At 58.2% G+C, this 24,718-nt stretch carries 18 protein-coding genes and 1 pseudogene; 9 read left to right on the plus strand and 10 right to left on the minus strand.

Going from position 1 to position 24,718, the window contains the following annotated elements:
• Positions 1 to 36: 36 nt before the first annotated feature.
• Positions 37 to 1,419, minus strand: a complete 1,383-nt coding sequence (locus GRI97_RS09040) for an outer membrane beta-barrel protein (RefSeq protein WP_161390708.1) — start codon at positions 1,417 to 1,419, stop codon at positions 37 to 39.
• A gap of 19 nt (positions 1,420 to 1,438) precedes the next feature.
• Entirely contained in the window at positions 1,439 to 2,017 is a 579-nt protein-coding gene (locus GRI97_RS09045; protein ID WP_161390709.1) for a polysaccharide biosynthesis/export family protein, read from the minus strand.
• Between the two features lie 225 nt (positions 2,018 to 2,242).
• Here GRI97_RS09045 and rfbA point away from each other — a divergent pair, with 225 nt between their 5' ends.
• The 7 genes from rfbA (at position 2,243) to GRI97_RS09080 (ending at position 9,126) form a co-directional block, all read left to right on the plus strand.
• The gene (gene rfbA / locus GRI97_RS09050) at positions 2,243 to 3,127 is read left to right on the plus strand and encodes a glucose-1-phosphate thymidylyltransferase RfbA (protein WP_161390710.1); all 885 of its coding nucleotides are present in this window, start codon (positions 2,243 to 2,245) and stop codon (positions 3,125 to 3,127) included.
• Positions 3,124 to 3,669, plus strand: a complete 546-nt coding sequence (gene rfbC / locus GRI97_RS09055; protein ID WP_161390711.1) for a dTDP-4-dehydrorhamnose 3,5-epimerase — start codon at positions 3,124 to 3,126, stop codon at positions 3,667 to 3,669. Before rfbA ends, rfbC begins: the two co-directional genes overlap by 4 nt.
• Positions 3,666 to 4,523 carry a dTDP-4-dehydrorhamnose reductase gene (rfbD, locus tag GRI97_RS09060; RefSeq protein WP_161390712.1) on the plus strand — a complete coding sequence of 286 codons (858 nt, stop codon included), beginning with the start codon at positions 3,666 to 3,668 and terminating at the stop codon, positions 4,521 to 4,523. The genes rfbC and rfbD overlap by 4 nt, the downstream gene beginning before the upstream one ends.
• A 133-nt stretch (positions 4,524 to 4,656) precedes the next feature.
• Positions 4,657 to 5,721, plus strand: coding sequence for a glycosyltransferase family 4 protein (locus tag GRI97_RS09065; RefSeq protein WP_161390713.1), 1,065 nt, complete (start codon positions 4,657 to 4,659; stop codon positions 5,719 to 5,721).
• 272 nt (positions 5,722 to 5,993) lie between these two features.
• Positions 5,994 to 7,139, plus strand: coding sequence for a DUF1972 domain-containing protein (locus GRI97_RS09070; protein WP_161390714.1), 1,146 nt, complete (start codon positions 5,994 to 5,996; stop codon positions 7,137 to 7,139).
• Positions 7,136 to 8,227, plus strand: coding sequence for a Gfo/Idh/MocA family protein (locus tag GRI97_RS18890; RefSeq protein WP_161390715.1), 1,092 nt, complete (start codon positions 7,136 to 7,138; stop codon positions 8,225 to 8,227). Before GRI97_RS09070 ends, GRI97_RS18890 begins: the two co-directional genes overlap by 4 nt.
• Before the next feature lie 23 nt (positions 8,228 to 8,250).
• Positions 8,251 to 9,126: a hypothetical protein gene (locus tag GRI97_RS09080; RefSeq protein WP_161390716.1), complete on the plus strand. Its 876-nt coding sequence runs from the start codon at positions 8,251 to 8,253 to the stop codon at positions 9,124 to 9,126.
• Positions 9,127 to 9,629: 503 nt separating this feature from the next.
• Here the strand turns inward: GRI97_RS09080 and phoB are convergent.
• The 8 genes from phoB to GRI97_RS09120 all read right to left on the minus strand — a co-directional run bounded on the left by phoB (position 9,630) and on the right by GRI97_RS09120 (position 20,952).
• Positions 9,630 to 10,319, minus strand: a complete 690-nt coding sequence (phoB, locus tag GRI97_RS09085) for a phosphate regulon transcriptional regulator PhoB (RefSeq protein WP_161390717.1) — start codon at positions 10,317 to 10,319, stop codon at positions 9,630 to 9,632.
• Between the two features lie 60 nt (positions 10,320 to 10,379).
• Entirely contained in the window at positions 10,380 to 11,048 is a 669-nt protein-coding gene (gene phoU, locus GRI97_RS09090) for a phosphate signaling complex protein PhoU (RefSeq protein ID WP_202392611.1), read from the minus strand.
• Complete coding sequence (gene pstB, locus GRI97_RS09095; RefSeq protein WP_161390718.1) at positions 11,048 to 11,836, minus strand: phosphate ABC transporter ATP-binding protein PstB; 789 nt, start codon at positions 11,834 to 11,836, stop codon at positions 11,048 to 11,050. The genes phoU and pstB overlap by 1 nt, the downstream gene beginning before the upstream one ends.
• Entirely contained in the window at positions 11,830 to 13,080 is a 1,251-nt protein-coding gene (gene pstA, locus GRI97_RS09100) for a phosphate ABC transporter permease PstA (protein WP_161390895.1), read from the minus strand. Before pstA ends, pstB begins: the two co-directional genes overlap by 7 nt.
• Entirely contained in the window at positions 13,073 to 14,452 is a 1,380-nt protein-coding gene (gene pstC, locus GRI97_RS09105) for a phosphate ABC transporter permease subunit PstC (RefSeq protein WP_161390719.1), read from the minus strand. The genes pstA and pstC overlap by 8 nt, the downstream gene beginning before the upstream one ends.
• Before the next feature lie 17 nt (positions 14,453 to 14,469).
• Entirely contained in the window at positions 14,470 to 15,519 is a 1,050-nt protein-coding gene (locus tag GRI97_RS09110; protein WP_161390720.1) for a substrate-binding domain-containing protein, read from the minus strand.
• 342 nt (positions 15,520 to 15,861) lie between these two features.
• Positions 15,862 to 17,049, minus strand: a complete 1,188-nt coding sequence (locus GRI97_RS09115) for a sensor histidine kinase (RefSeq protein WP_235917655.1) — start codon at positions 17,047 to 17,049, stop codon at positions 15,862 to 15,864.
• A 66-nt stretch (positions 17,050 to 17,115) separates the two neighbouring features.
• A complete protein-coding gene (locus tag GRI97_RS09120; RefSeq protein ID WP_161390721.1) occupies positions 17,116 to 20,952 on the minus strand; it encodes a Mur ligase family protein in 3,837 nt (1,278 codons plus the stop codon).
• 317 nt (positions 20,953 to 21,269) lie between these two features.
• On the opposite strand from GRI97_RS09120, the pseudogene GRI97_RS18975 reads away from it, so the two are divergent.
• Both GRI97_RS18975 and GRI97_RS09125 read left to right on the plus strand, forming a co-directional pair.
• Positions 21,270 to 21,590, plus strand: a pseudogene (locus GRI97_RS18975) (BapA/Bap/LapF family prefix-like domain-containing protein); the annotation flags it as partial.
• 118 nt (positions 21,591 to 21,708) lie between these two features.
• Positions 21,709 to 24,718 (plus strand): hypothetical protein (locus GRI97_RS09125; protein ID WP_235917656.1); only part of this gene is annotated, 3,010 nt, incomplete at its 3' end.

Below are 24,718 nucleotides of genomic sequence, written 5' to 3' on the forward strand. Positions count from 1 at the left end.
TTTAATCCACCATTCGAGTAAATATCAGGGCTTACCTTAACGTTTGAAGGTAACTTCGACCCCTGTTCGGATTTCACTGTATCTGCGTTCGGTGCTGGATCTGTCAGGCACACGTTGACTGTAGTTGAGGAAACCCCCGAATTCGAGCTTGGGGGAAACCAGATAGGTCACGCCTGTATTGGCTATGAACGACCGTGCTCGCAGCGAGCTGCTCACATAATTCTGATAAAAGGCCCGAACCGATGCTTCCAGCAGTAGGTTCCTGCGCACGGCGTGATCGATACCGGCGGAATAGTCGGTCACGAAAAACGGCAAGCCGTCGATGATCCGGCTGTCCGCCAACCGGCGTGTCGCCCGAAACGTCAAAGTGGTCAGTGCGGAGGGAAACACCAGCACTTCCATTTCGGCGGACAGTCCATCGACGCGGCTGCTATTGTTGTCGTCGTAGTCCCTAAGGGTATATCCCGCCGCAATGGTGGCGCGTGCCAGTCCCACAAAATCGACGCGCGTGCCAGCAAGAACGCGCACCCCGTTCGAGTTCGCCCTAGCAATGGAGGTGCCTACAGGTGTGTCGAACTCGATCTTGCTGCCGCTGATCTGGCTGAAAACAGCAACACTTGGAGAAAAGGCATATTCGATCTGCCCATTGAGCCGGGTCACAGAACGATCGTTGGCCTCTTGGCTGAGCTCACTTCCGTTCAACAGCTTGAGCGGATTGAAATGTAGGTCGAGATGTTCGGCATTCAACGTAATCTGCGCACGCCCAGCTGCATAGCGGGCCCCAAGCAGAGTGTAATTGCGGCGATAGCTGGAAACAGAAGCAAGCTCGGTAAAAACATCGCCGGAGAAGCGATTGACGGTGATTTGCGCGATCGAGGTCGTCGAATTGAACGACAATTCTTTGGTTGCGTCAAACCTGCTGCTTGCTGATAATAGCCAATTGGCCTCGTCGCGGTTTCCCTCACCGATGTATTTGTAGAACGAACCGTCTGCGTGAAGGCGCAGGTCATGGCGATTCCAGTTTGATCGGAGGTCAAGACTGGGCACAGCTGTGATAACAGGCGCGGCAACAGTGTTGCTGGCATTTTGATATGCGTTGCTGGAAAATTCAGCGCCGGTGGAAACGCGGGGAAACAACCGAAAAGATCCAATGGCCATGCCAACCGCGTCGTAATCCTTACGTGGCTGCTCGCGCACTGGAACGTCCCGGCCTGCTCCAAACCCTGGCGGCACTACGGGCTGGATCAGCAGGCTGTCATTGTCTTGTGCCGATACCGCAGGCGCCCACAGCGATCCGGCAATCGCAGCAAGTGCCGCGCTCTCACGCCATGCATTCGCAACCCGCATCCTGGCACAAAATGCGTTCATATACCTGCCGGTCGTTTGCGCCAGATCTGGCGCCAGAAAGAAAAAGATCATGCGCCTGAATCGCTAGCGATCAAAAATAGCGCTCGCCGACGCGGATCGTGTCTCCAGGGAATATTCGGAGGCTGGGTGTCACTTCGAAGATTTGCTCTTCGGTACCGCCTTCGCGACGAATGAACAGGACCCGTTGTTCCGCGCGCGGAGAGAAGCCTTCTGCCGTGGCGATTGCACTGAGCGCATTCATGCCGGGCCGGTAATCGAACGCGCCCGCCTTGCTTACTTCGCCCAGTACGTAATAGCGGCGATAGCGGGTAACCTGCGCATTCACGCTGGGCAAACGCAGATAACCCGCGCCATACTTGCTCTGGGCTTCCGCCGCGATCTCGCTAGTCGTCTTGCCTGTCGCCTGAATATTCCCGATCAGGGGCAAGGACACATAGCCATCAGCGCCGACGATGAAAGTGCCCGACAGAGCCTCTTCGTTATAAACGATGATCCCGAGTTCGTCGCCTGCACCCAGATGATAGGTCTCAACGCCGGTGAACGCTTCGTACCGCTCGCCGGTGGAAACTACAGAAGATGTGTCGAAACTCGCGCAGGCTGCGGTGGTAAACAGGGCGCAGACTGTGACAACCAGACGAAAAACCTTCACTAGAACCCCACGAAGACTGACAATCCCATCTGGCAATTGCACGGGTGTGCAGGAGGTGCAAGTTTTCGAAAAAATTATTTTTGCACTGCGGCAAAGCTACCGTCACATTATCGTTGTTTATGGCACTTGCGCGGCAAGGTTGTTCAGCCAGGCAAAAAAATTTCGCTGCCGGGTGGACATGCAAACTCCATTGAGAAATGGAGGCTCGAATGTAACGGAGGTTCAATGCGCAGGGGAATTATTCTCGCCGGTGGTTCGGGAACCCGGCTGTATCCGCTCACCAGAGGTGTGTCGAAACAGCTGATGCCGGTTTACGATAAGCCGATGATTTATTATCCTTTGTCGACGCTGATGTTGGCGGGGATCAGGGAAATTCTCATCATCACAACGCCGCATGATCAGGCTGCGTTTAAGGCCGTGCTCGGAACAGGTGAGGAACTTGGCATCGAACTGCACTATGCAGTGCAGCCTGAACCTGCAGGTTTGGCTCAGGCCTATCATATTGGGGCTGATTTCATCGGCGAGAGGCCTTCGGCATTGGTGCTGGGTGACAATATTTTTCAGGGCCACGGGCTGGTGGAACTGCTAAAGAATGCTGCGGTGCAGCAGGCTGGCGCAACAGTTTTCGGTTACTATGTCCGCGATCCCAAAGCCTATGGCGTGGTGTCGTTCGACGCCAATGGCCGCGCCGAAACAATTGAGGAAAAACCGGAAAATCCTAAGTCCAATTATGCCGTCACCGGCCTTTACTTTTACGATGGCAAGGCCGTCGATCTGGCGCGCGATCTGCAGCCTAGCCCGCGCGGCGAATTGGAAATCACCGATCTCAACCGTCTTTATCTGGAAGCAGGGGAACTCTCGGTTGAATTGATGGGGCGGGGTTATGCCTGGCTTGATACGGGAACCCATGGCTCTTTGATGGATGCGGCGAATTTCGTCCGTATTACCGAAGAGCGGCAGGGTCTGAAAATCTGCTGCCCGGAAGAAATCGCCTGGCGGCAGGGCTTCATAAGCGATGTCCAACTTGAGCAGGTGGCTGCGCCGCTGCGCAAGAGCGGTTACGGCGAATATCTGATGGGATTGTTGCAGGGCAAGGCGGCCATGGGATGAACATTGTCGAAACATCCGTCCCCGATCTGCTGATCATCGAGCCGCGTGTGTTTGGTGATGATCGGGGCTTCTTTCTCGAGAGTTGGAACCGCAAGATTTTCCGCGAGATCGGGCTCGATCTCGATTTCGTGCAGGATAATCATAGCCGCTCGGCGCGTGGCGTGCTGCGCGGGCTGCATTTTCAGAACCCCAACCCGCAGGGCAAGCTGGTACGCGTCGTTTCCGGCCGTGCTTGGGATGTCGCTGTCGATCTGCGCCGGTCCTCGCCCAGTTTCGGCAAATGGGCCGGAGTGGAACTCTCTGCGGAAAACAAGCGGCTGTTCTGGGTTCCTCCGGGCTTTGCGCATGGTTTCGTCAGTCTCGAAGATGGCACCGACTTCCTCTATAAATGCACCGATTTCTATCAGCCGGCTGACGAGCATAGCCTGATGTGGAACGATCCCGAAGTTGGCATTGAATGGCCACTCGAGGGGATTGAGCCGCAATTGTCGGTAAAGGACCAGGCTGGTGTTGCTCTAGGCCAGTTGGAGCCTTTCGCATGAAGGCCCTGATCGTCGGCAGCAACGGGCAACTCGGACGCGGCCTGATCGGCTCGGCGCCCGCAGATGTGGAAATTGTCGGTCATGACATCGATACGCTCGACGTCACGGATCGGGCAGCGGTAGATGCGATCATAGCGGTTGAGCAGCCGAATCTGGTCTTCAACGCCGCTGCCTATACGGCGGTCGATAAGGCGGAAAGTGACCAGCAATTGGCAGAGGCGGTCAATGCCACGGCGGTTGGCCTGCTCGCCAATGCGGCGCGGCGACAGGGAGCGTCCTTTGTCCATGTCTCGACCGATTTCATTTTCGATGGGCTTTCGGGACTGCCCTATGCCCCGGATGCTTCGCCCAACCCATTGAGCGTCTATGGTCAGACCAAGCTGGCCGGTGAGCGGGCGGCTGGCGATGATGCGCTGATCGTGCGCACCGCTTGGGTTTATGCGCCCCAAGGCGACAATTTCGTCCGCACGATGCTGCGGCTGATGGCCGAAAGGCCGGAAGTGCGCGTCGTGGCGGACCAGGTGGGTACGCCTACCTATGCGCCTGATCTCGCCCGGGTGCTGTGGCAACTGGCCGAACAGCGCCAGCGCGGCGTGTTCCATTACACCGATGCGGGTGCTGCCAGTTGGTATGATTTCGCCGTAGCCATCCAGGAAGAAGCCTTGGCTGCCGGCTTGCTGCAGGCGGCAGTCCCGATCATTCCCATTCCCACCACTGCCTATCCCACACCCGCGCGGCGTCCCTCCTATTCGGTGCTGGACAAGGAAGCGACCTGGGCTGCGCTTGGCCGTGTCGCTCCGCACTGGCGTCAGAACCTGCGGGTGATGTTGCAGCATTTGCAGGCCGCCGGCTGAGTCTTTCTTCGCCGGCGCGCTTGCGCCTTCATCCGGCCTGCCTGCCGGGTTCCAGGTCTGCCTGCGTGGCCGACGAAACGATCATGTCCGACGGGGTCAAAGCTAAGATGCACTTTCCCAAGGGTAATCTCTGATGAGAACCATTGGTGTCGATGGCCATGTGCTGACCGGCCGGTTCCAGGGTACGCGCAGCACGCTGTCCGCATTGCTGCGCGCCGTGGCGCCGAAGATCGGCAGCCGTCGCCTGATCGTCTATTCGGATGCCCCCGATGAAGCACGTGCCATGCTCGGGGTTGACGGGTTCCAGTATGAAAGCCTGAACCATGTAGGTTCGATCAAGCGACTGCTGAATCTGTTCCCCAAGCTGTTCCGGCGCGACAATGTCGATGTCGGCGTCTTCCAGTATATGGCGCCGCTGACGGGGCGGCATATCGTGTTCATTCACGATCTTTTGCCGATCACCCATCCGCATCTCTTCCCGCTCAAGATGCGCATCCGCACGCGGATCTTCTTTTCCCTGGCGATCTGGCGCGCCGCCATGGTGATCGCGGTCAGCGAATTCACCAAGGGGGAGATTGCTCGGCTCTATCCTGGTTGTGTAAACCGCATCACCACGGTGCTCAACGGCCCGTCATTCCCAGTTGAAACCTTCCAGCAACCGCGCCGGCCTGCCGGGGAGCGCTACATTCTCAACGTTGGGCGGATCGAACCCCGCAAGAATGTGCCGATGCTGGTGGATGCCTTCTTGAAGGCCGATCTGCCTGATGTGAAGCTGGTTCTGGTCGGCTCGCACGACAATGGTTTTGATTACAAACTGCCTGCTGATCCGCGCATTGTGTGGAAGCAGGGCATCGACAATGATGAACTGATTAATCTCTATCGCGGTGCGGAACTGGTGGTGTATCCCAGCGAGGCGGAGGGCTTCGGAATTCCGCTGCTGGACGCGCTGTTGTTCGGTATTCCGGTGATTTCTTCCCGCCTGACGGCCATGTCTGAAATCGCCACCGGCAATGCGGTGCTGTTCGATCCCACCGAAGCTGGGGCGGGTCAATGGCTTGCTGGTCGTATCCGTGGCCATTTTACCGATCAGCCCGTCGCGGTCCCCACTGCGGAACAGCGCCGTGATCTGTTGGCCCGTTTCAACTGGGATCGCGCAGCCGATGATTTCCTGATTGCGGTCGATGCGGCCACGCGCTGATACGCTGAACACGGTTAATAATGGCCGGGGGACAGGGCCTGTTTTTCCGTCAATATAGTTTCGAACGTTATCGAAAATCCGCGCGTGTTGGTGTGCGCAGGCGGTATATTCTTACCCTTCACACATTTGACTATGTCACCATGGACGGGGCCGGGAATTCACCATGTTTGTGGGGAATTCCTCGGTTGACTACGTCTGTGTCGCGCTGCATTGCCGCAAATGTAAAGGGTGCTATGCTGCACTGCACAAAATCGACCAATCTGGAGTGAGTCTTGCGCCCAACGGTTCGAATTCTTGGCACCCATGGCGTGCCGGCAAACTATGGTGGGTTTGAAACGGCGGCAGAGAACATTGCCCTCTACCTCGTTCGAAAAGGCTGGCGGGTGATCGTCTATTGCCAGCAGGATGGCAACGGCCCGATCACCGAAGATGTCTGGCGCGGAATTGAACGCGTCCATATTCCGGTCGATCTGCCGGGCTGGCGCGGAACCTCCAAATTCGACTGGCTGTCGATCAAGCATGCCTGCCAGTTCAAGGATATCCACCTCACCCTGGGCTACAACACCGGAATTTATAATTTCTGGCAGCGGCTGAAGGGCATTCCCAACGTCATAAATATGGATGGGATCGAATGGTCCCGTTCGCGCTGGGGTTTCACCAAGCAGGCCATTCTCTATATCAATGAACGGTTTGCGGCAGCTTACGGCAATATGTTGATCGCCGATCATCCTGAGATCGAGAAATATCTCTGGACGCGGGCGCCGGCGCGCAAGATCGTCACGATCACCTATGGCGCGGATCCGGTTCCTGACGCGTCGACCGATCCTGTAACCGATCTGGGGCTGGAACCTGGCGGCTATTTCAATCTGATCGCGCGCCCGATCCCGGAAAACAGCATTCTGGAAATCGTGCAGGGCTTCTCTGCCCGGCCGCGCGGCGTGAAGCTGGCGTTGCTCGGCACCTATGGCAATGATGATCCCTATCATCAGGCCGTGCGCGCTGCTGCTTCGGACGAGGTGGTATTCCCCGGTTCGATCTATGAACCTGACAGGGTGAAGGCGATCCGGTTCCACAGCCGCGGCTATTTCCATGGTCACACCGTTGGCGGCACCAATCCTTCGCTGGTGGAGGCGCTGGCGGCAGGCAACCCGGTGATTGCACATGACAATATGTACAATCGTTGGGTAGCAGGCGATGCAGCGCTGTATTTCAACAGTGCTGACACATTTGCGGCGCAGTTGGAAACCTTGCTCGATTCACCGGCACAGGCGCAGGCCATGCACCAGGCTGCGCTGACCCGGTTCGAGGAAGAATTTACCTGGGATCATGTCGCGGGTCAGTATGAACAGCTCTTGCTGCGCTATGTGCGCACCGGCAAGGGCATCGAAGATGCAACGAAGAGCGGGGTATTGGCGTGATCAAGGTTGCGGTAGTTGGCTTGGGCAAGATGGGGATCTCGCATCTCGGGATCATCCGCCCTCACAAAGATGTCGAATTGGCCGCGGTTTGTGATTCGACCGGCTATATTCTCGATATTCTTTCGAAATATACCGGGCTCAAGACCTACACGAGCTATGACAAGATGCTCGAAGAGGCTGAACTCGATGCGGTGATTATCGCCACCCCGTCGAAGGCGCATGTGCCGATGGTGAAGGCTGCGCTCGAACGCGGCATCCATGTGTTCTGCGAAAAGCCGTTCACGCTCAGCGCCGAAGATTCCCAGATGCTGGCCGAACTGGCGGCGTCGAAGGGTCTGGTTAACCAGGTTGGTTATCACTACCGCTTCGTTGGTGCCTTTCAGGAAGTGAAGCGCCTGCTCGATGCCGGTGCGATCGGTGAAGTCAGCCATGTGATGGCCGAAGCCTATGGCCCCGTGGTGCTCAAGCCCAAGGGTTCGACCTGGCGCACCCAGCGCGTTGAAGGCGGTGGCTGCCTCTATGATTACGCCGCCCACCCGATCAACCTGCTGAACTGGTATTTCGGCATGCCGTCCGCCGTTGGTGGCAGCGTGCTGGGCAAGATTTTCTCGAGCGACACGGACGATGAAGTCTATGGCACGCTCTATTTCGACGATGGCAAGACCGCCCAGGTCTCGGTCAACTGGTCGGATGAATCCTACCGCAAGATGTCAACCAAGATCACCGTCTGGGGCACCAAGGGCCGCATCTATGCGGATCGTCAGGAAGTGCAGGTCTATCTGCGTGACGATGCAACGCCGCCCGAAGGCTATACCGATGGCTGGAACGTCCGCTACACCACCGAACTGACCGAAGAGGTCGATTTCTATATCCGTGGTGAGGAATATTCGGCGCAGCTGGATTACTTCGTCCGTTCGATCATCGACAAGAACATGGACAATGTGAACGGTTTCACCTCGGCCGCACAGACCGATGGTGTGATCGCAATGATGATTGCCGATGCAGAAGCCGGTCCGGCTGATGCAACCGAATCCCTGGCACAGCGGACGGCACCCAAGCGCAAGCGCTTCTCGCTGTTTTCCCGTTGAACGCGAAAGAATCTGAGGGTCAAATGGATAAGCTGCTGTTCGGCGATAACCAGTTTTTCGGCATCAACCACATGTCGGAAGAAAAGGCGCGCGCCCAGTCGATGCGCTTTCAGAAAATCGAAGCGGTCATTGATGTTCTGGATGCCGCCTATGATGAAGGCGTGCGGACTTTCATGTGCACCACGCATGATCGTATCGGCCTGGTAGCGGATCATATTCGCGCCAATCCGACCCGCTATTCCGATTTCGTCTTCTACCCCTGCATGCCCTATGCGCATAAATACGCCAATGCGGTGACCGAAGACGGCCCGCTGGGTGCGCTCAAGCGCTTCATTCCCAACGAAGGCCTGTTCAACGCCGCCCTGCGCGGCGGCATGTCGCTGGCGCGCAAGGATGTCGAAGGCGTCGGCACGCTGCTGATCGACGCTGAAATGAAGATGTTCGAAGGTCTCAACACCCCGATAATCTTCGTGCAGAATGTGGTGACCGATCTCATCCTCGGTCTCGGCTTCAACGAAGCCTTCCGCATCTTCGCGGATCACATTCGCAACCGTTACGGTGCCGAACCGGGCTTCATCACCATGAACACCCCGCGCCTGGTGCCAGTGCTGGAAAGCCTCGGGATCGAAAACCCGATCGTCTGCTCGAACATCAACAAGATCGGCTTCCGCATGTCGGGCGGCATGGAAGCCTACGAACGTACGCTGAAGAATCACAGCTTCCGCGCGATCGCGATGTCGGTCTTCGCTTCCGGCGCGCTGAAGCCCGATGAAGCGATCGAGTGGATTTGCAATCAGCCGAACATCGAGAGCATTGTTTTCGGTGCTTCGAGCCGCGGCAATATCCGCAACACCAAGGAACTGGTCGACAAATACTGGCCGGTAACCCAGCCTGCGTGATCAATTTCCAATCTTGCAAAACTCAGAGGGGCCCGGAATCGGGCCCCTTTTCTGTGCGGCGACGGTAAAGAGCATTGCGTCTGAAGGCCGGCGGCAAGCCTTTCGGGTGGGATCCAAATGCACTGTTAGTCTTCGATAGCCCATGAGGGGGGCGGCCTTAAGCCGGTCCATGTATTTGCTGGAACGGGAACTATCGCCATGCCAGGCATACGACGTCGGATAGAAATGAGGTGGCGCGGACATCGGACATGTTGGTTGACCGGCAGGGGATCCTACAAAACCGTGCTGTGAGTCCACACTTTCATACAAGCTCCCTTAGCGCAGCCTTCGATGATCCAACCCTAAGCGTGTGTAGGCATGTTGGATAGAGCGCCAGATCTTCCCACCAAGTGATTCCATATGGGATATACCGCTAAGCGATTGAAGATTTTCTTCTCAAGACCAAACGCCTGGATATCAACTCTCGCGTGGACATCGCGGCTATTCAAATGCCGCTATTAACTTTAAACCGGCTCGAGAGCATAACCGGCGGAGCGAACAGTACGGATCGGATCACGCAGGTTTTCCAAGGAAATTGCCTTACGCAGACGGCGAATATGCACGTCCACGGTTCGCTCTTCGATCTCGCTGCCCATACCCCAAACTGCATCGAGCAACTGGTTGCGTGAGAAAACCCGCCTGGGATGTTCCATAAAGAACTTGAGCAGGCGATACTCAGTCGGGCCGATTTGCAATGGACGACCGCGACGCTCAACCCGATGCGCCACCGGATCAAGCTTCATGTCGCCCGCTTCGATCGTTTCACCGGCTAGGGCGGGGCGAACGCGTCGCAAAACGGCCGAAACCCGTGCCAGCAGTTCACGCGGAGAAAACGGTTTGGTGATGTAATCATCCGCGCCGGTTTCAAGCCCGCGAATGCGATCATCTTCACCTTCCCGAGCAGTCAGCATGATGATCGGAACGTGGGCAGTGGCCTTTTCTCGGCGCAGCCGCCTGCATACTTCGATGCCGCTCGTGCCTTCGATCATCCAGTCCAGGATCACCAGATCCGGCGCTTCCTCTGCGGCGAGGACCAGCGCTTCGTCTCCGTCGGCAGTGACCCGAACGTCATAGCCTTCGCTTTCGAAGCGATAATCCAGCAGTTCCGCCAGGGCGAGGTCGTCTTCGACGAGCAGCAGTTTGGGCGCGGACACATTACTTCCTAACAAATGAGGTCTGACCGCTCCTTATGTCACATATGCGACAATTATGTTTCAGCGATCGATATCGTTAGGATAGGTGCCGACAGCAGCAAAATGTACCATTTCTGCCACATTCGTTGCGTGGTCACCGATCCGTTCGAGATTGCGGGCGACAAACAGCAGATGGGCAGCACTGCTGATCGTCGCAGGGTTTTCCATCATATAGCTGACCAGGTTGCGGAAGATGCTGTCGTAAAACGCATCGACCTTGTCATCGCGCAGGATGACATCGCGCGCCAGTTCGGCATCTCTGGCGGCATAGGCAGTCAGGACGTCATGAACCATTTCACCAGCCAGATCAGCCATGGCCGGGATCAGGGTGAGGGGCTCGAAATGACTGCGGCCTTCGATTCTCTTCACCCGTTTGGCGATGTTCTTGGCGTAGTCGCCCACGCGTTCGAGAACGCCGCCGATCTTGAGCGCAGCGATGATCTCGCGCAGATCGTCAGCCATCGGAGAACGAAGCGCCAGCATCTGAATTGCCATCGCATCAACTTCGGTTTCGATGGCGTCCAGCTTCTTGTCGCGTGCCACAACCTCTGCAGCGAGAACTTCGTCACCGCTGACCAGCGCTTCCATCGATTGCTGGATAGACAACTCTGCGAGCCCGCCCATTTCGGCAATCAGACCGCGCAGCCGGGTGATATCCTCGTCGAATGCCTTGACCGTATGCTCTGCCATCAGCCGTACCTGCCCGTGATGTAATCCTTGGTCCGTTCTTCCCGCGGATTGGTAAAAATATCGGCAGTCTGGCCATATTCCACCAGGCTTCCAAGATGAAAGAACGCCGTGCGCTGTGATACACGCGCCGCCTGCTGCATGGAATGGGTGACGATCACGATCGCATAACGGCCGCGCAGATCATCGATCAGTTCCTCGATCCTGGCCGTGGCGATCGGATCAAGCGCAGAGCAGGGTTCATCCATCAGGATTACTTCCGGCTGAACAGCAATGGCGCGCGCGATGCACAGCCGCTGCTGCTGACCGCCGGAAAGGGCGGTGCCGGCATCGTTTAGCCGATCCTTTACCTCGTCCCACAGACCTGCGCGCCGGAGCGATTGTTCAACCGTCGCGTCAAGATCAGCCTTGTTGTCGGCCAGGCCATGAATGCGCGGACCGTAAGCGATATTCTCATAGATCGATTTGGGGAACGGGTTGGGTTTCTGGAACACCATCCCCACGCGCGCCCGCAATTGGACCACGTCCATGCCAGACCGGTAGATGTCATCGCCATCAAGCTCGATCGCGCCGTCCACGCGTGCTGATGCGATCGTGTCGTTCATCCGATTGAGCGTGCGCAGGAAGGTTGATTTTCCGCAGCCGGAGGGTCCGATAAAGGCGGTCACATGCTCGGTGTGAATGTCGATCGACACCTCATCGATCGCCTTTTTTGCTCCATAGAAAACGGACACGTCTCGTGCACGCATCTTAGGCTCAGTTTGCGGTTGGGTTTGAATATCGGTCACCATTTCTTTTCGAACCTGTTGCGCAGATAGATTGCGATACCATTCATCACGAGCAGGAACAGCAGCAGCACGATGATGGCTGCACTGGTCCGTTCGACAAACCCGCGATCAATTTCATCTGACCACAGGTAGATCTGCACTGGCAGCACGGTGGCTGCGTCGGTCATGCCATCAGGGGGCGTCGCGACGAATGCCCGCATACCGATCATCAGCAAGGGGGCTGTTTCGCCCAGCGCGCGGGCCATGCCGATAATGGTGCCGGTCAGGATGCCGGGCAGCGAAAGCGGCAAGACATGATGGAACACGACCTGGATTGGCGATGCGCCCAGTGCCATTGCTCCGTCGCGGATCGATGGCGGCACAGCTTTGATGGCATTGCGTCCTGAAATCACGATTACCGGCATGGTCATCAGAGCCAAAGTCATCCCGCCGATCAGAGGCGCAGACCTCAATCCGGGAAACAGCGTCAGGAAGACAGCCAGCCCCAGCAGCCCGAAAATGATCGAAGGGACGGCCGCGAGGTTGTTGATCGACACCTCAATCAGATCGGTCCACCGATTGCGCGGCGCATATTCTTCCAGATAAAGCGCCGCCAGAACGCCAATCGGGAAGGCCAGCACCAAGGTGACGAGCATGGTCAGAATGGATCCCTTGAGCGCCCCCCAGATACCAACCTGCTGCGGATCGGTTGCATCGGATCTCGTCAGGAAACCGGCATCAAATCGACGCTCAAGCTTGCCGGCAGCGTGAAGCTGATCTGCCAGCGGGCGGAGCTGCTGCTGGCCGTCTCCGGCGAAAGCAGCGGCGAGCTTGCCTGTCGCTGGCAGCCAGAAATCATGCTGGCGGCTCAGCAATGTGGGATCGGAAGAGATCGCCCTTGCCACATCGCGCCACGCGTTGGGATTCAACTGGGCTGCTCCATCCTCGCCGAGCGATCTGATCGCACTCTCATGGACGAGGTCGTCAAGTCCGGCTGCCTCAAGCGCACGCATGTGAGCGGTATCGCCACTAACGCCAGCCGGCAATGACAGGCCGCTGCCGGAAAAGTCGACCTGCACAGCCAGTTCGGCTCGCTGGAAACCACCGATACCGTTGAAAGCCATGTTGAAGAGCAGGATAACCAGCACAGCGAGGGAGAACAGCACCGCGCCGAGCCCGGCCAGGCGAAAACGCCGCTCCGCAGCATAACGCCGCTTCAGTCGAGCCTCGAATGCGGCGGTGCGCGTCGGGTTGAGAAGATCACTCATAGGCTTCACGGAACCGCTTAACGACGCGAAGCGCGATAAAATTGAGCGCAAGCGTGACAAGGAACAGCACGAACCCCAGCGCAAAGGCGCTGAGTGTCGCAGGGTGATCAAAGCTGGCCTCGCCGGTCAGCATGGCAACAATCTGGAATGTCACCGTCGTCATCGCTTCGAGTGGGTTTGCTGAGAGGTTGGCCGTCGCCCCCGCTGCCATGACCACAATCATGGTTTCACCGATCGCCCGGCTGACGGCCAGCATCACACCGGCAACGATGCCGGGCAGGGCTGCCGGCACGAGCACGCGGCGGATGGTCTCATTGGTGGTTGCTCCCATCGCCAGCGATCCGTCACGCATGGCTTGGGGCACTGCTGCAATGGAATCGTCAGCCATGGATGACACGAAGGGAATTATCATCACCCCCATGACAAGACCGGCAGCAAGCGCGCTTTCGCTCGATGCATTGGCAATCCCGACCGACAACGCCACATCGCGTATGGCCGGCGCAATGGTAAGCGCAGCGAAATAACCATAAACCACCGTGGGCACGCCAGCGAGCACCTCCAGCGCCGGCTTGACCAGCTTGCGCAGCCCAGAGGGCGCATATTGGGTCAAGTAGATCGCGCTCATCAAGCCGAGCGGGATGGCAACGATCATGGCGATGATCGCGCCAATGAAAATGGTGCCCCAGAACAGCGGCAGAGCGCCATAGCGTGTCGGATCGGGGTTGGTCGCCATCGGATCCGGGCTCCAATGGGTTCCGAACAGAAAATCGATCGGGTTGACCATTCCGAAGAAGCGCACAGTCTCGAACACGAGGCTGATAAAAATGCCCAGCGTGGTCAGGATCGCGACCATGGATGCCAGATAGAGTGCAGCCATTATGGCCCGCTCTACACGCGGTTGGGCGCGGAAATCTGGCTTGACGCGCATATAGGCCCAGGCACCACCGATAAACGCAATCACCAGCGTAACGGCAAAGCCGATCGCGTTAAATCGGGCCATGGCGTCCCGGAAGGGTTGAACCAACACGGCTGCATCGGGGTTGAACACAGCGGGGGCGGATCCGGTCGCCACTGCATAGGCCTCAGCCAGCAGGGTCTGTCGCTGAAGTTCGAATTCGGGCAGCTTCTCGGCGGCCGGACTGGCAAGAACCGATTGGGTCACCAGTTCGGGAGAAATGGTCGACCAGCCAACGATACAAATCACGGCCGGAATGAGCACCCAAAGCGCGACATACCAACCATAGGATGACGGCAGAGCAGCCAGCCTGGCTGTTGGGTCCAGGCGCTTGAAACTCCAGGCGCGGGCACGGGCGGCCAGCCAGGCGGCAAGGGCCAGGCCGATAGCGAGAAGATAGAGAAAAGTCAGAGTCATCGCGCCACGCGCCAGCCTTACTTGAGTTCGGTTGCTTTGAGCGGGGTGAATTCGGTAGCAGCCTGCACGTTGCGCGCGGCAACGTCAGGTGGACTGGTGACCAAGCCGATTGCTGTCAACGGGCCATCAGCCTCCCAAGACAGTGCCCATGTGCCGACAAATTCACGCAAACCACGGATCGCCGCAACATGCGCATTCTTGACGTAAATATAGAGCGGGCGAGCACCGGGATAAGCGAAACTGGAAATATTGGCATAGGTCGGGGCAACGCCGTTCATCGGCAATCCCTGAACCTTGTCGATATTCTCTTCCAGATAGGAAAACCCGAAAATCCCCACGGCTGACGGGTTCGCCTCGATCTTCTGGACGATCAGATTGTCCTGCTCGCCCTGATCAACATAACGGCCGTCCGACCGCACTTCCGTGCAAAGCTGTTCATGCCGATCATTGTCGGTTTCGCTGGCGCTATCCTTCAGTGCCTTCATCGCCGGATCGATATTGCAACCGGGCAGCAGGATAAGCTCTTTCAGAGCGTCACGCGTACCGGATGTCGATGGCGGGCCATAAACCAGGATCGGTTTTTTCGGCAGTGTGGGGTCGACATCGCTCCACAACTGCGCTGTCTGCGCCTTGCCGTAAGGCGCCGCAGCAAGCGCGCGGTAAACGATCTCTGGGGACAGGTCCATGGTGATGCCATTGCGCGCTGCACCAAAGGCTATCCCGTCAAGGCCAACCTGAACTTCAGTTACAGAATCCACCCCGTTGGCAACGCATTTTTCGAACTCGCTGGCCTTCATCCGCCTTGATGCATTGACGATATCCGGCGTGTTCGCCCCAAGCCCGGCGCAAAAAAGGTTGATCCCGCTACCGGTGCCGTTCGCTTCAATGATCGGCGATTTGAATTCCGGGTTCGACAGGCTGAAATTTTCAGCCACCAATTTGGCAAACGGATAGACGGTTGACGATCCGACTGCACGGACGGCGTCGCGCACGCCAACCGGGCCGCCGCAACTGGCCAGCGCCAGTGCAGCTAATGCCACAGCGGCATATCGCGGTTGCAGTCTCATCATAGTCCCCGATCGGTTCATTCGTTGGGCATGCGCTAGGCATGCTGTGTTACGGACTGACGACATAGCTTGTCATCTTCTGGTCGTGCCTCGCGTGACATTTTCGGTCTTTCTACTCACGACTGACAGTCAGTCTGAGTGCCGTAGTCAGGCCTTTTGTTTTACTGGTAAGGCAGTGAAATAAAAGGAAAATATGTTCTTTACTCAACTTGTGTTGCGATTGCCCTTTTGATCCCAATGCCTTGGTAACTGCAGTTCCGGGACGTCGCAGCACCAAATATGACAAAAAAGCTTCATTTTTGTGACAGGTGTGGTGCCGTCGAGGTTTCTTCCATTTTTTGCCTATCCGGCCGCTGGTAGGCGAACTGTTACCGTTGTTCCTTCTCCCTGGACACTTTCAATATCCAGCCGTCCGCGATGCCGCTCGACGATATGCTTGACGATCGCCAATCCCAGTCCGGTGCCTCCGGCGGCTCTGCTGCGGCCAGGGTCGGTGCGATAAAAGCGGCGAGTGAGATGCGGCAAATGTTCCGCTGCAATGCCATCGCCACGATCCTGAACCGTCAATACGATCTGGTCGCGCAGCGTAGGGGCGATGGACACCGTCACAGCTGTATCAGCGGCACCATATTTCAGAGCGTTGTCGACCAGATTCCGCACCAATTGTTCCAGCTGGCGGCGATCGCCCAAGACGGCAAAACTTCCCGGAGCGTCTGCAAATTCCAGCCTGTCCTGACGATCGGGGCCAGCGCCGTCACGCGCCGATTGGTGGATCAAAGGCACCAACTCGATACGCTCGCGCGGGCGTTCATGCTTTTCGGCTTCCACTCTGGACAGCGACATAAGGTCATCGACCAGGCTTTGCAGTCGCCGCGCTTCTCGCAGCACGATGGCGTGGAAACGGTTGGCGCGGGTCATGTCGATCCGGTCGCCTTCCTCGATCAGGGTCTCCATGTAGCCAATGATCGAGGCGAGGGGCGTACGCAACTCATGGCTCGCATTGGCCACGAAGTCAGTATGCGCACGACTGACATCGGCCTCTGACGTGCGATTGATCAGTTCGATCAGACTATAGCGACCGTCGATGGGCTGGATGGTCATGTGCCAGATGCTCCGCGGACCGGTGAGGCCCTGAACGATTTCCGTCCCGCCTGTGCCCCGGTCGAGCAGTTCGACTGCCGTCGGATGGCGGAGAGCCACCCGGGCATCCTGACCTACAATGTGCGCTCCGATCGCCTCTCGCGCAGCAGCATTCGCTACGATGATCCGATTGCCATCCAGCATCAGCATCGGCAGGCCAGAATGCTCGATCAGATCGCGCATGCCGGTATGCGTAAGCTGTACACCTTCCGCGGGTTCTGCCTTGCTGATGGGCGAGGGCCGCGGAATGGCGATCCAGAGCGATGCGATCCAGACCAGCATGGCGCCTGCCACCGTCCAGATGTTCGACCCCGCCATCACCATGAGAATGCAGGTAGCCACCGCCAAAGCGATGCCGACCGCAGGAATTGTCCGCTGTTGATCCATCATGCAACCAATAGGCTGGCTATGTTACGGCTTCCAGACGGAATATGAAGCGGGCCTTGGCCAATGCGGTCAGACGGATGATTGCTGCCAACTGCTCAGCATCGTCCGAACGGCATCATCTCTCTCGAACCGGGACTTGGCCCCCAGCACGATCGCCACCTGATCGCGGCCTTGATGTGTGATGGAGAAGATCAGATTGAAGCAGGGTCCCAACCGTCCGGTTTTCAATCCGGTTGCTCCGGGAATTTCCCGCAACAGATCGTTGGTGCTCTTTTGCTGTTTGCCATTCCACTCGAAGGATCTGGCTTTGGCCATCCCTGCGATCAGCGGATGGCGGTCGATCACATGACGCGCCAGTATCAATGCGTCATGCAGGGAAATGTGCTGATTGCGACCCAAGCCGCTGGGGGATGCGAATTTCGTCTCCAGCATGCCCAGCGCTTCTGCCCGCTGATTGAGTTGCGCGGTAAAATAGCGCCCATTGCCGCTATGCCATTCTGCCAGGGCGTTGGCCGCTTCGTTGGCGCTGACCGTGATTGCAGCCTGCATCAGTGTCAGCACCGGAACCTGCTCGCCGGCATTGAACCCCCAATGGCTGTCCACTTCGGTGGCCTGCAACGAAATTTCGGTGATCTGCGTATTCGGTTCAGCATGCTGCTGCAGCTTCTCGTCAATCAGGCTCAAGGTCATGAGCTTAGTCAGTGAAGCTGGGGGATGGCGTCTCTCAGTACCTTGAATGCCGACGACCTTGCCACTGCCGCGATCGAATAACAGGGCGCTGATGTGTGGAGCGATGGCAGGCGCTCCTTGTTCGAGCCATGTCGCCAATTCGTGCATACGGCTGCCGTTGGATCCTTTGACCAGCACCGTATCGCCGTCTCGCAACTCTTCGCGCAACACCGCCTTCAGTTCTTCAGGGGAAGAAGCATGCAAGCCGCGCCGGTCTTCAGGCATCTCCGCCCGGAACCGGCGATAAAGCTCACCGACAGTATGCACGTGGTCGATGGCTTGTTTGGCGATCGACGGGGCGAGTTGCGCATGGAGTTGTTCTGAATCCGGCCCCAGTTCCAGCATTTCGCCCAGCACGGCAATCCGGCGACCTCGCGTTGCCTGATTGCCGAGCATGGCGAAGGCGGCCGTCATGGAGCCTGGATTTGCGTTATACGCGTCATCGATCAGCGTTATCCGGCGGTCATCCACTGCAACATCGATTATTCTGCCGCGGCCGGGCAAGGATCCGAAACTTTCGAGTCTGGTGACGGCTTTGCTGATGTCATGCCCTAACGCAGTCAGGGCCGCCAAAACCGCCAGGCTGTTGATCGCCATGTGCTCGCCCGCCGCACCGATGCAATAGCGGTAGGTCTGGCCTTGAGTTGACGCTGTCACGATCCTCGACCCTGCATCATAGGCCGACAGCCGAAAATCGCAGCTTTCGTTGATGCCGTAGGTCACGACGGTCAATCCGTGGGCCCGCGCTGCCTCCAGAACCCGATCCCATTCTGCCATTTCCCGGTTCAGAATTGCCACGCTGCCTGGGGCCATTCCTTCGAAGATGCGGCTCTTGCGCGTTGCGATCGTGGCAAGGTCGCGATGATATTCCAGGTGCGCGGGAAGAATATTGGTGAATATGGCCACGTCCGGACGCGCAATCTGCGTGTTCCGGCCCATCTTTCCAATCGCCATCTCCAACACGAAATGCGGACAGTCCCAGGGGATCGACGCCAGGTTCCACGCAATGCCGTGGGGCAGGTTGGCGTTGTTCCGTGTTTGCAGGGCGCCGCCGAAATCTTCCAGGACATGCTGCAGCATCGCCACCGTCGATGTCTTGCCGGCACTGCCCGTCACCCCGATCAACTTGCCGCGCAGCCTTCTGCGGGCATAGCTGCCCAGGTTGATGATCGCTGCACTGCTGTCTTCGACATGGAGGACCGGAATATCTGCCGAAAAGATGGCAGTCGGATCACTGGTGATGATGGCTGCAGGAATGTGGGGTAACTGCCTCAATGCGGCGGGAGAGATGCCTCGCTCTCCATCCTTGAGCCGGACAGCGACCATGTCGCCGGGGCGCATCGTCGGGGGATAAATGCACAGCCCGGTCGCTCGCCATCCTGCTGGTGGTTCTGCCATCCAGCTTCCGTTCGTCGCCGTCGCTGCGTGCGCGGCGGTCCAATGCACGTCGTCGGCTCCGACTTGCTGTGTTTCATGCTCGCGGTTCTGAGCATCATGGCTGAGCAGATACTCGCGATAGGCGATCAATCCTGACAGATAATGCTCAACGTCATCTATCCTCACGCGGAAGGCATGGTGACGGATGAAAAAACTGCCAACTATCCGATCAGGATTGGCGAAAAACATGGCCAGTTCCGGCCAGAAGTGGCCGTTGAGCAGATAATGGGCCCGTTTGTGCAGGGCGCGATAGAAATGGGAGATGTCGACGCCATTCAGGAGATGGCGATGTTCATCATCAGCGCGAATGCGTTCAAGCATTTTTCGCGCTGCCATCATCAATTCCAGCAGCGTTGGGAAGGTCGTGATCCTGGTTTCGACAAAATTGAGATAATCTGCGAAATTGGCGATACCGAACTGGTAATAATCCTTGTCTGGCCTTTGGGCTGTCAGTTCATTGACGCAATAGCTGAGCCAATGATCATGCGCCTGCCAGTGCTTTTCCCGAATGAAATGAGCAAAAGCTTTCTCGACGGATTCGAGCCAACGGCGATCACCGGTCAAAGCGAACAGCCGCATCAAGCCGAATGCAGCTTCGCCTTCGTAATAAATGATCCGAAACGCCTGCTTCACATCCAGAGCGGGATAATTCAGCACATGGGTGAACTGGCCTGTCGATTCATCCTGCATATGCAGAATACCCAGCGCAAGATGCTCCATCAGTTCGAGACGATCACGCTTCCCCGTCAGTTCTGCATGTTTGGTAAGGGCCAGGATCGCCACGGCATTGGCTCCGAGCTTGATCTCGCCATTGTCTTCAACGACGAATGCAAGCAGGCCGCCATCCAGGCTCACGGGCCGGATCAAGTTTTCCGTCAGATACGCCAGCCCGCGCTCGATCGCCTCAAGCAAATCTGCATCGCGAGTGACCGACCACGCCTCGAGCATGGAATAAAGTGAACTTGCGTGGCGCAATGCGTTGTACGACGGGATTGGCCGGTCAAAACATGGATGCCACCCATATTCAAACTGGCCATCAGGCCGAACCTGTGATGCCAGATATCTGCTCGCCGATCCAATGATCGATCCGATGTCATCGGCCGACAATTGCGGTGTACTGCGCCGGCCGCCGTTCAGTCCTTTACCATTGAGGTGATGCAGGCCAGATCCGTCATCCCCCAGAAAAACGCCACCAGTCGTAAACAGCCAAACCGGTGCCGCGTCCGAGAAGTCCACGGTTTCGAGTCCGTGCCGTTTGCTGGCATGCAGGGCGAAATTCTTTTCGTTTACGACAGCACATGGCTGGCCAGGACCGCCATAGAGCATGGCATTGGCGTTAAGCTCCATCTCCGTGAAGGCATGGGAGAATTCAGCATCCAGTGAAATTCCCAGACGGAAATAGTTACGCTTGATGCCGCCAAGTTTTTCACGAAGATTCCGCCAGGTCTGGCGTTCCACGCGATCGACCCAATCGATGCGGATCCACCTCGTCTGGTCTTCACGCAATGTGAGTGCGGCAGCGACCTTCGTACGAGCCTCCGCAATGTCAGCCCCGATAATCGTGACGGTGGAAGCGCGCTCTGTGCCGTCGGTCAAGGACAGGAAGAAGACATGCCGTTGCTCTTCATTGATAGTGATCGCGGGGGCAGCATCCATGGCGGCGTAAAGCGCCGCTCTATCAGCAACTTGCCCCTTGTTGATGCGGAGCAGATTTGATGCCCCCATATCGGTCCTGTGCATGGCCCAAATATAGAGCAATCAAAGTGTTAAGTACCTCCAATCAGTTCCAAATGTGGATCGAATGCTGTGGTGCACAAAACATCTCTAAATGAACGATATTAGGAGCCGATAACGAAGTAATTAACTTTTTGTTAACTATAATCACATTTAATAGTTCACTATTGAACTCTTGATCTGTTGTTTGGGCAATAATTGGATTCAATATTCCATCCATAAATTGGCGCGATTTCTCCGGACATTCGGTCTGGGGGCGTCGCACGTCACCTATGCGGGCGCATGATGGCTTGGCCGCACATGGTTTTGGGTGGAGACTTGAAATGGAAGTGCAGATCACGGACAAAGTATCCGGAGAAGTTGTTTCCACCACGACCAGCAATATTCAATTGACTGATCCGTCTGTTGTAAAACTGAATATCAACAGGGCGGATATCTTGGATTTAGTGCCTGAGGGTGATGACCTACTTGTCAGGCTGGCTTCAGGCGAGACGATCAGGATTGAGGGATATTTCACTCAGGGGCAAACGGCCCGAGGTGAAGAATACAGCGATCTGGTGATCGAAGAAGCAGATGGAAGTCAATGGGTGGCTCGGCCTGGTGCCGGGCCACAATTTTATGAATTGGCCAATTGGGAAGCCATCCTCCCACAATCTGCCGCCGCGGCCGGAGGCGGAGCCGCCGGATCCTCGTTCCTGGTACCTGCACTAGGCCTGCTCGGCGGGGCAGGCGTCGCTGCTGCAGTGGCAGGCGGTGGTTCTGATGATGACAGTGATGCCGATGCTGATGCGGACGCAGACGCTGATGCGGATGCGGATGCCGATGCGGATGCGGATGCCGACGCGGACGCTGATGCCGATGCTGACGCGGACGCAGACGCCGACGCAGATGCTGACGCCGACGCTGATGCGGACGCTGACGCTGACGCTGATGCCGATGCAGATGCTGACGCCGATGCTGATGCCGATGCTGACGCGGACGCAGACGCCGACGCTGATGCGGACGCCGATGCTGACGCTGACGCAGATGCGGACGCAGATGCCGACGCTGATGCCGATGCTGACGCAGATGCTGACGCCGACGCTGATGCGGACGCTGACGCTGACGCTGATGCCGATGCAGATGCTGACGCCGATGCTGACGCGGACGCAGACGCCGACGCTGATGCGGACGCCGATGCTGACGCAGATGCGGACGCTGATGCAGATGCGGACGCAGATGCTGACGCTGACGCCGATGCCGATGCAGATGCTGACGGCGATGCCGATGCGGACGCTGATGCGGACGCTGATGCTGACGCTGACGCTGATGCTGATGCCGATGCAGATGCTGACGCCGATGCGGATGCAGACGCCGATGCGGATGCAGACGCCGATGCTGACGCTGACGCAGATGCGGACGCAGATGCCGATGCTGACGCCGATGCGGATGCCGACGCTGACGCTGACGCTGACGCTGATGCGGATGCCGACGCGGACGCCGATGCTGACGCTGATGCCGATGCGGATGCTGACGCCGACGCTGATGCGGACGCCGACGCTGATGCGGACGCCGATGCTGATGCTGACGCGGACGCCGATGCCGACGCTGATGCCGATGCTGACGCGGACGCAGACGCCGATGCGGATGCTGACGGCGATGCCGATGCGGATGCGGATGCTGACGGCGATGCCGATGCGGACGCCGATGCTGACGCCGACGCTGATGCGGACGCTGACGCTGATGCCGATGCTGATGCTGACGCGGATGCTGATGCTGACGCTGATGCCGATGCTGACGCCGATGCAGATGCAGATGCGGACGCAGATGCCGACGCTGATGCCGATGCTGACGCAGACGCAGATGCTGACGCCGATGCGGATGCTGACGCCGACGCTGATGCAGACGCTGATGCTGACGCAGACGCCGATGCTGACGCGGATGCCGACGCTGACGCTGATGCGGATGCGGACGCTGATGCGGATGCGGACGCTGACGGCGATGCCGATGCGGATGCCGATGCTGACGCAGATGCGGACGCTGATGCCGATGCGGATGCTGACGCCGACGCTGATGCGGACGCCGATGCTGATGCTGACGCGGACGCCGATGCTGATGCTGATGCTGACGCCGATGCGGACGCAGATGCTGACGCTGACGCTGATGCCGATGCTGATGCGGACGCAGACGCTGACGCCGATGCCGACGCTGATGCCGACGCTGATGCTGATGCTGATGCTGATGCTGATGCTGACGCCGATGCGGATGCAGATGCGGATGCCGACGCTGACGCGGACGCCGATGCGGATGCGGATGCTGACGGCGATGCAGATGCTGACGGCGATGCCGACGCTGATGCTGATGCTGATGCTGATGCTGATGCAGATGCTGACGCCGATGCGGATGCAGATGCGGACGCAGATGCGGACGCTGATGCCGACGCTGATGCCGATGCTGACGCGGACGCAGACGCCGACGCAGATGCTGACGCCGACGCTGATGCGGACGCTGACGCTGATGCCGATGCAGATGCTGACGCCGATGCTGATGCCGATGCTGACGCGGACGCTGACGCCGACGCTGATGCGGACGCCGATGCTGACGCTGATGCTGATGCCGATGCAGATGCTGACGCGGATGCTGATGCAGACGCCGATGCAGACGCCGATGCTGACGCGGATGCTGATGCCGATGCCGATGCTGACGCTGATGCCGATGCGGACGCTGACGCCGATGCTGATGCTGACGCTGACGCTGATGCGGATGCGGACGCTGACGGCGATGCCGATGCGGATGCCGATGCTGACGCAGATGCGGACGCTGATGCCGATGCGGATGCTGACGCCGACGCTGATGCGGACGCCGATGCTGATGCTGACGCGGACGCCGATGCGGACGCCGATGCGGACGCAGATGCTGACGCTGATGCCGATGCTGACGCTGACGCCGATGCCGACGCTGATGCTGATGCTGACGCCGATGCGGATGCAGATGCCGACGCTGATGCCGATGCCGATGCTGACGCGGACGCCGATGCCGACGCTGATGCAGACGCTGATGCGGATGCGGACGCTGACGGCGATGCCGATGCGGATGCCGATGCTGACGCAGATGCGGACGCTGATGCCGATGCGGATGCTGACGCCGATGCAGATGCTGACGGCGATGCCGACGCTGATGCTGATGCTGATGCTGATGCAGATGCGGATGCAGATGCGGACGCAGATGCGGACGCTGATGCCGACGCTGATGCCGATGCTGACGCGGACGCAGACGCCGACGCAGATGCTGACGCCGACGCTGATGCGGACGCTGACGCTGATGCCGATGCAGATGCTGACGCCGATGCTGACGCGGACGCTGACGCCGACGCTGATGCGGACGCTGATGCTGATGCCGATGCAGATGCTGACGCGGATGCTGATGCAGACGCCGATGCCGATGCAGACGCCGATGCTGACGCAGACGCCGATGCTGACGCGGATGCTGATGCCGATGCCGATGCTGACGCTGATGCCGATGCGGACGCTGACGCTGACGCTGACGCTGATGCGGATGCGGACGCTGACGGCGATGCCGATGCGGATGCCGATGCTGACGCAGATGCGGACGCTGATGCCGATGCGGATGCTGACGCCGACGCTGATGCGGACGCCGATGCTGATGCTGACGCGGACGCCGATGCGGACGCCGATGCTGACGCTGATGCCGATGCTGACGCTGACGCCGATGCCGACGCTGATGCTGATGCTGACGCCGATGCGGATGCAGATGCCGACGCTGATGCCGATGC

This window comes from Croceibacterium xixiisoli, from assembly GCF_009827305.1.
Taxonomy (GTDB): Bacteria; Pseudomonadota; Alphaproteobacteria; order Sphingomonadales; family Sphingomonadaceae; genus Croceibacterium_C; species Croceibacterium_C xixiisoli.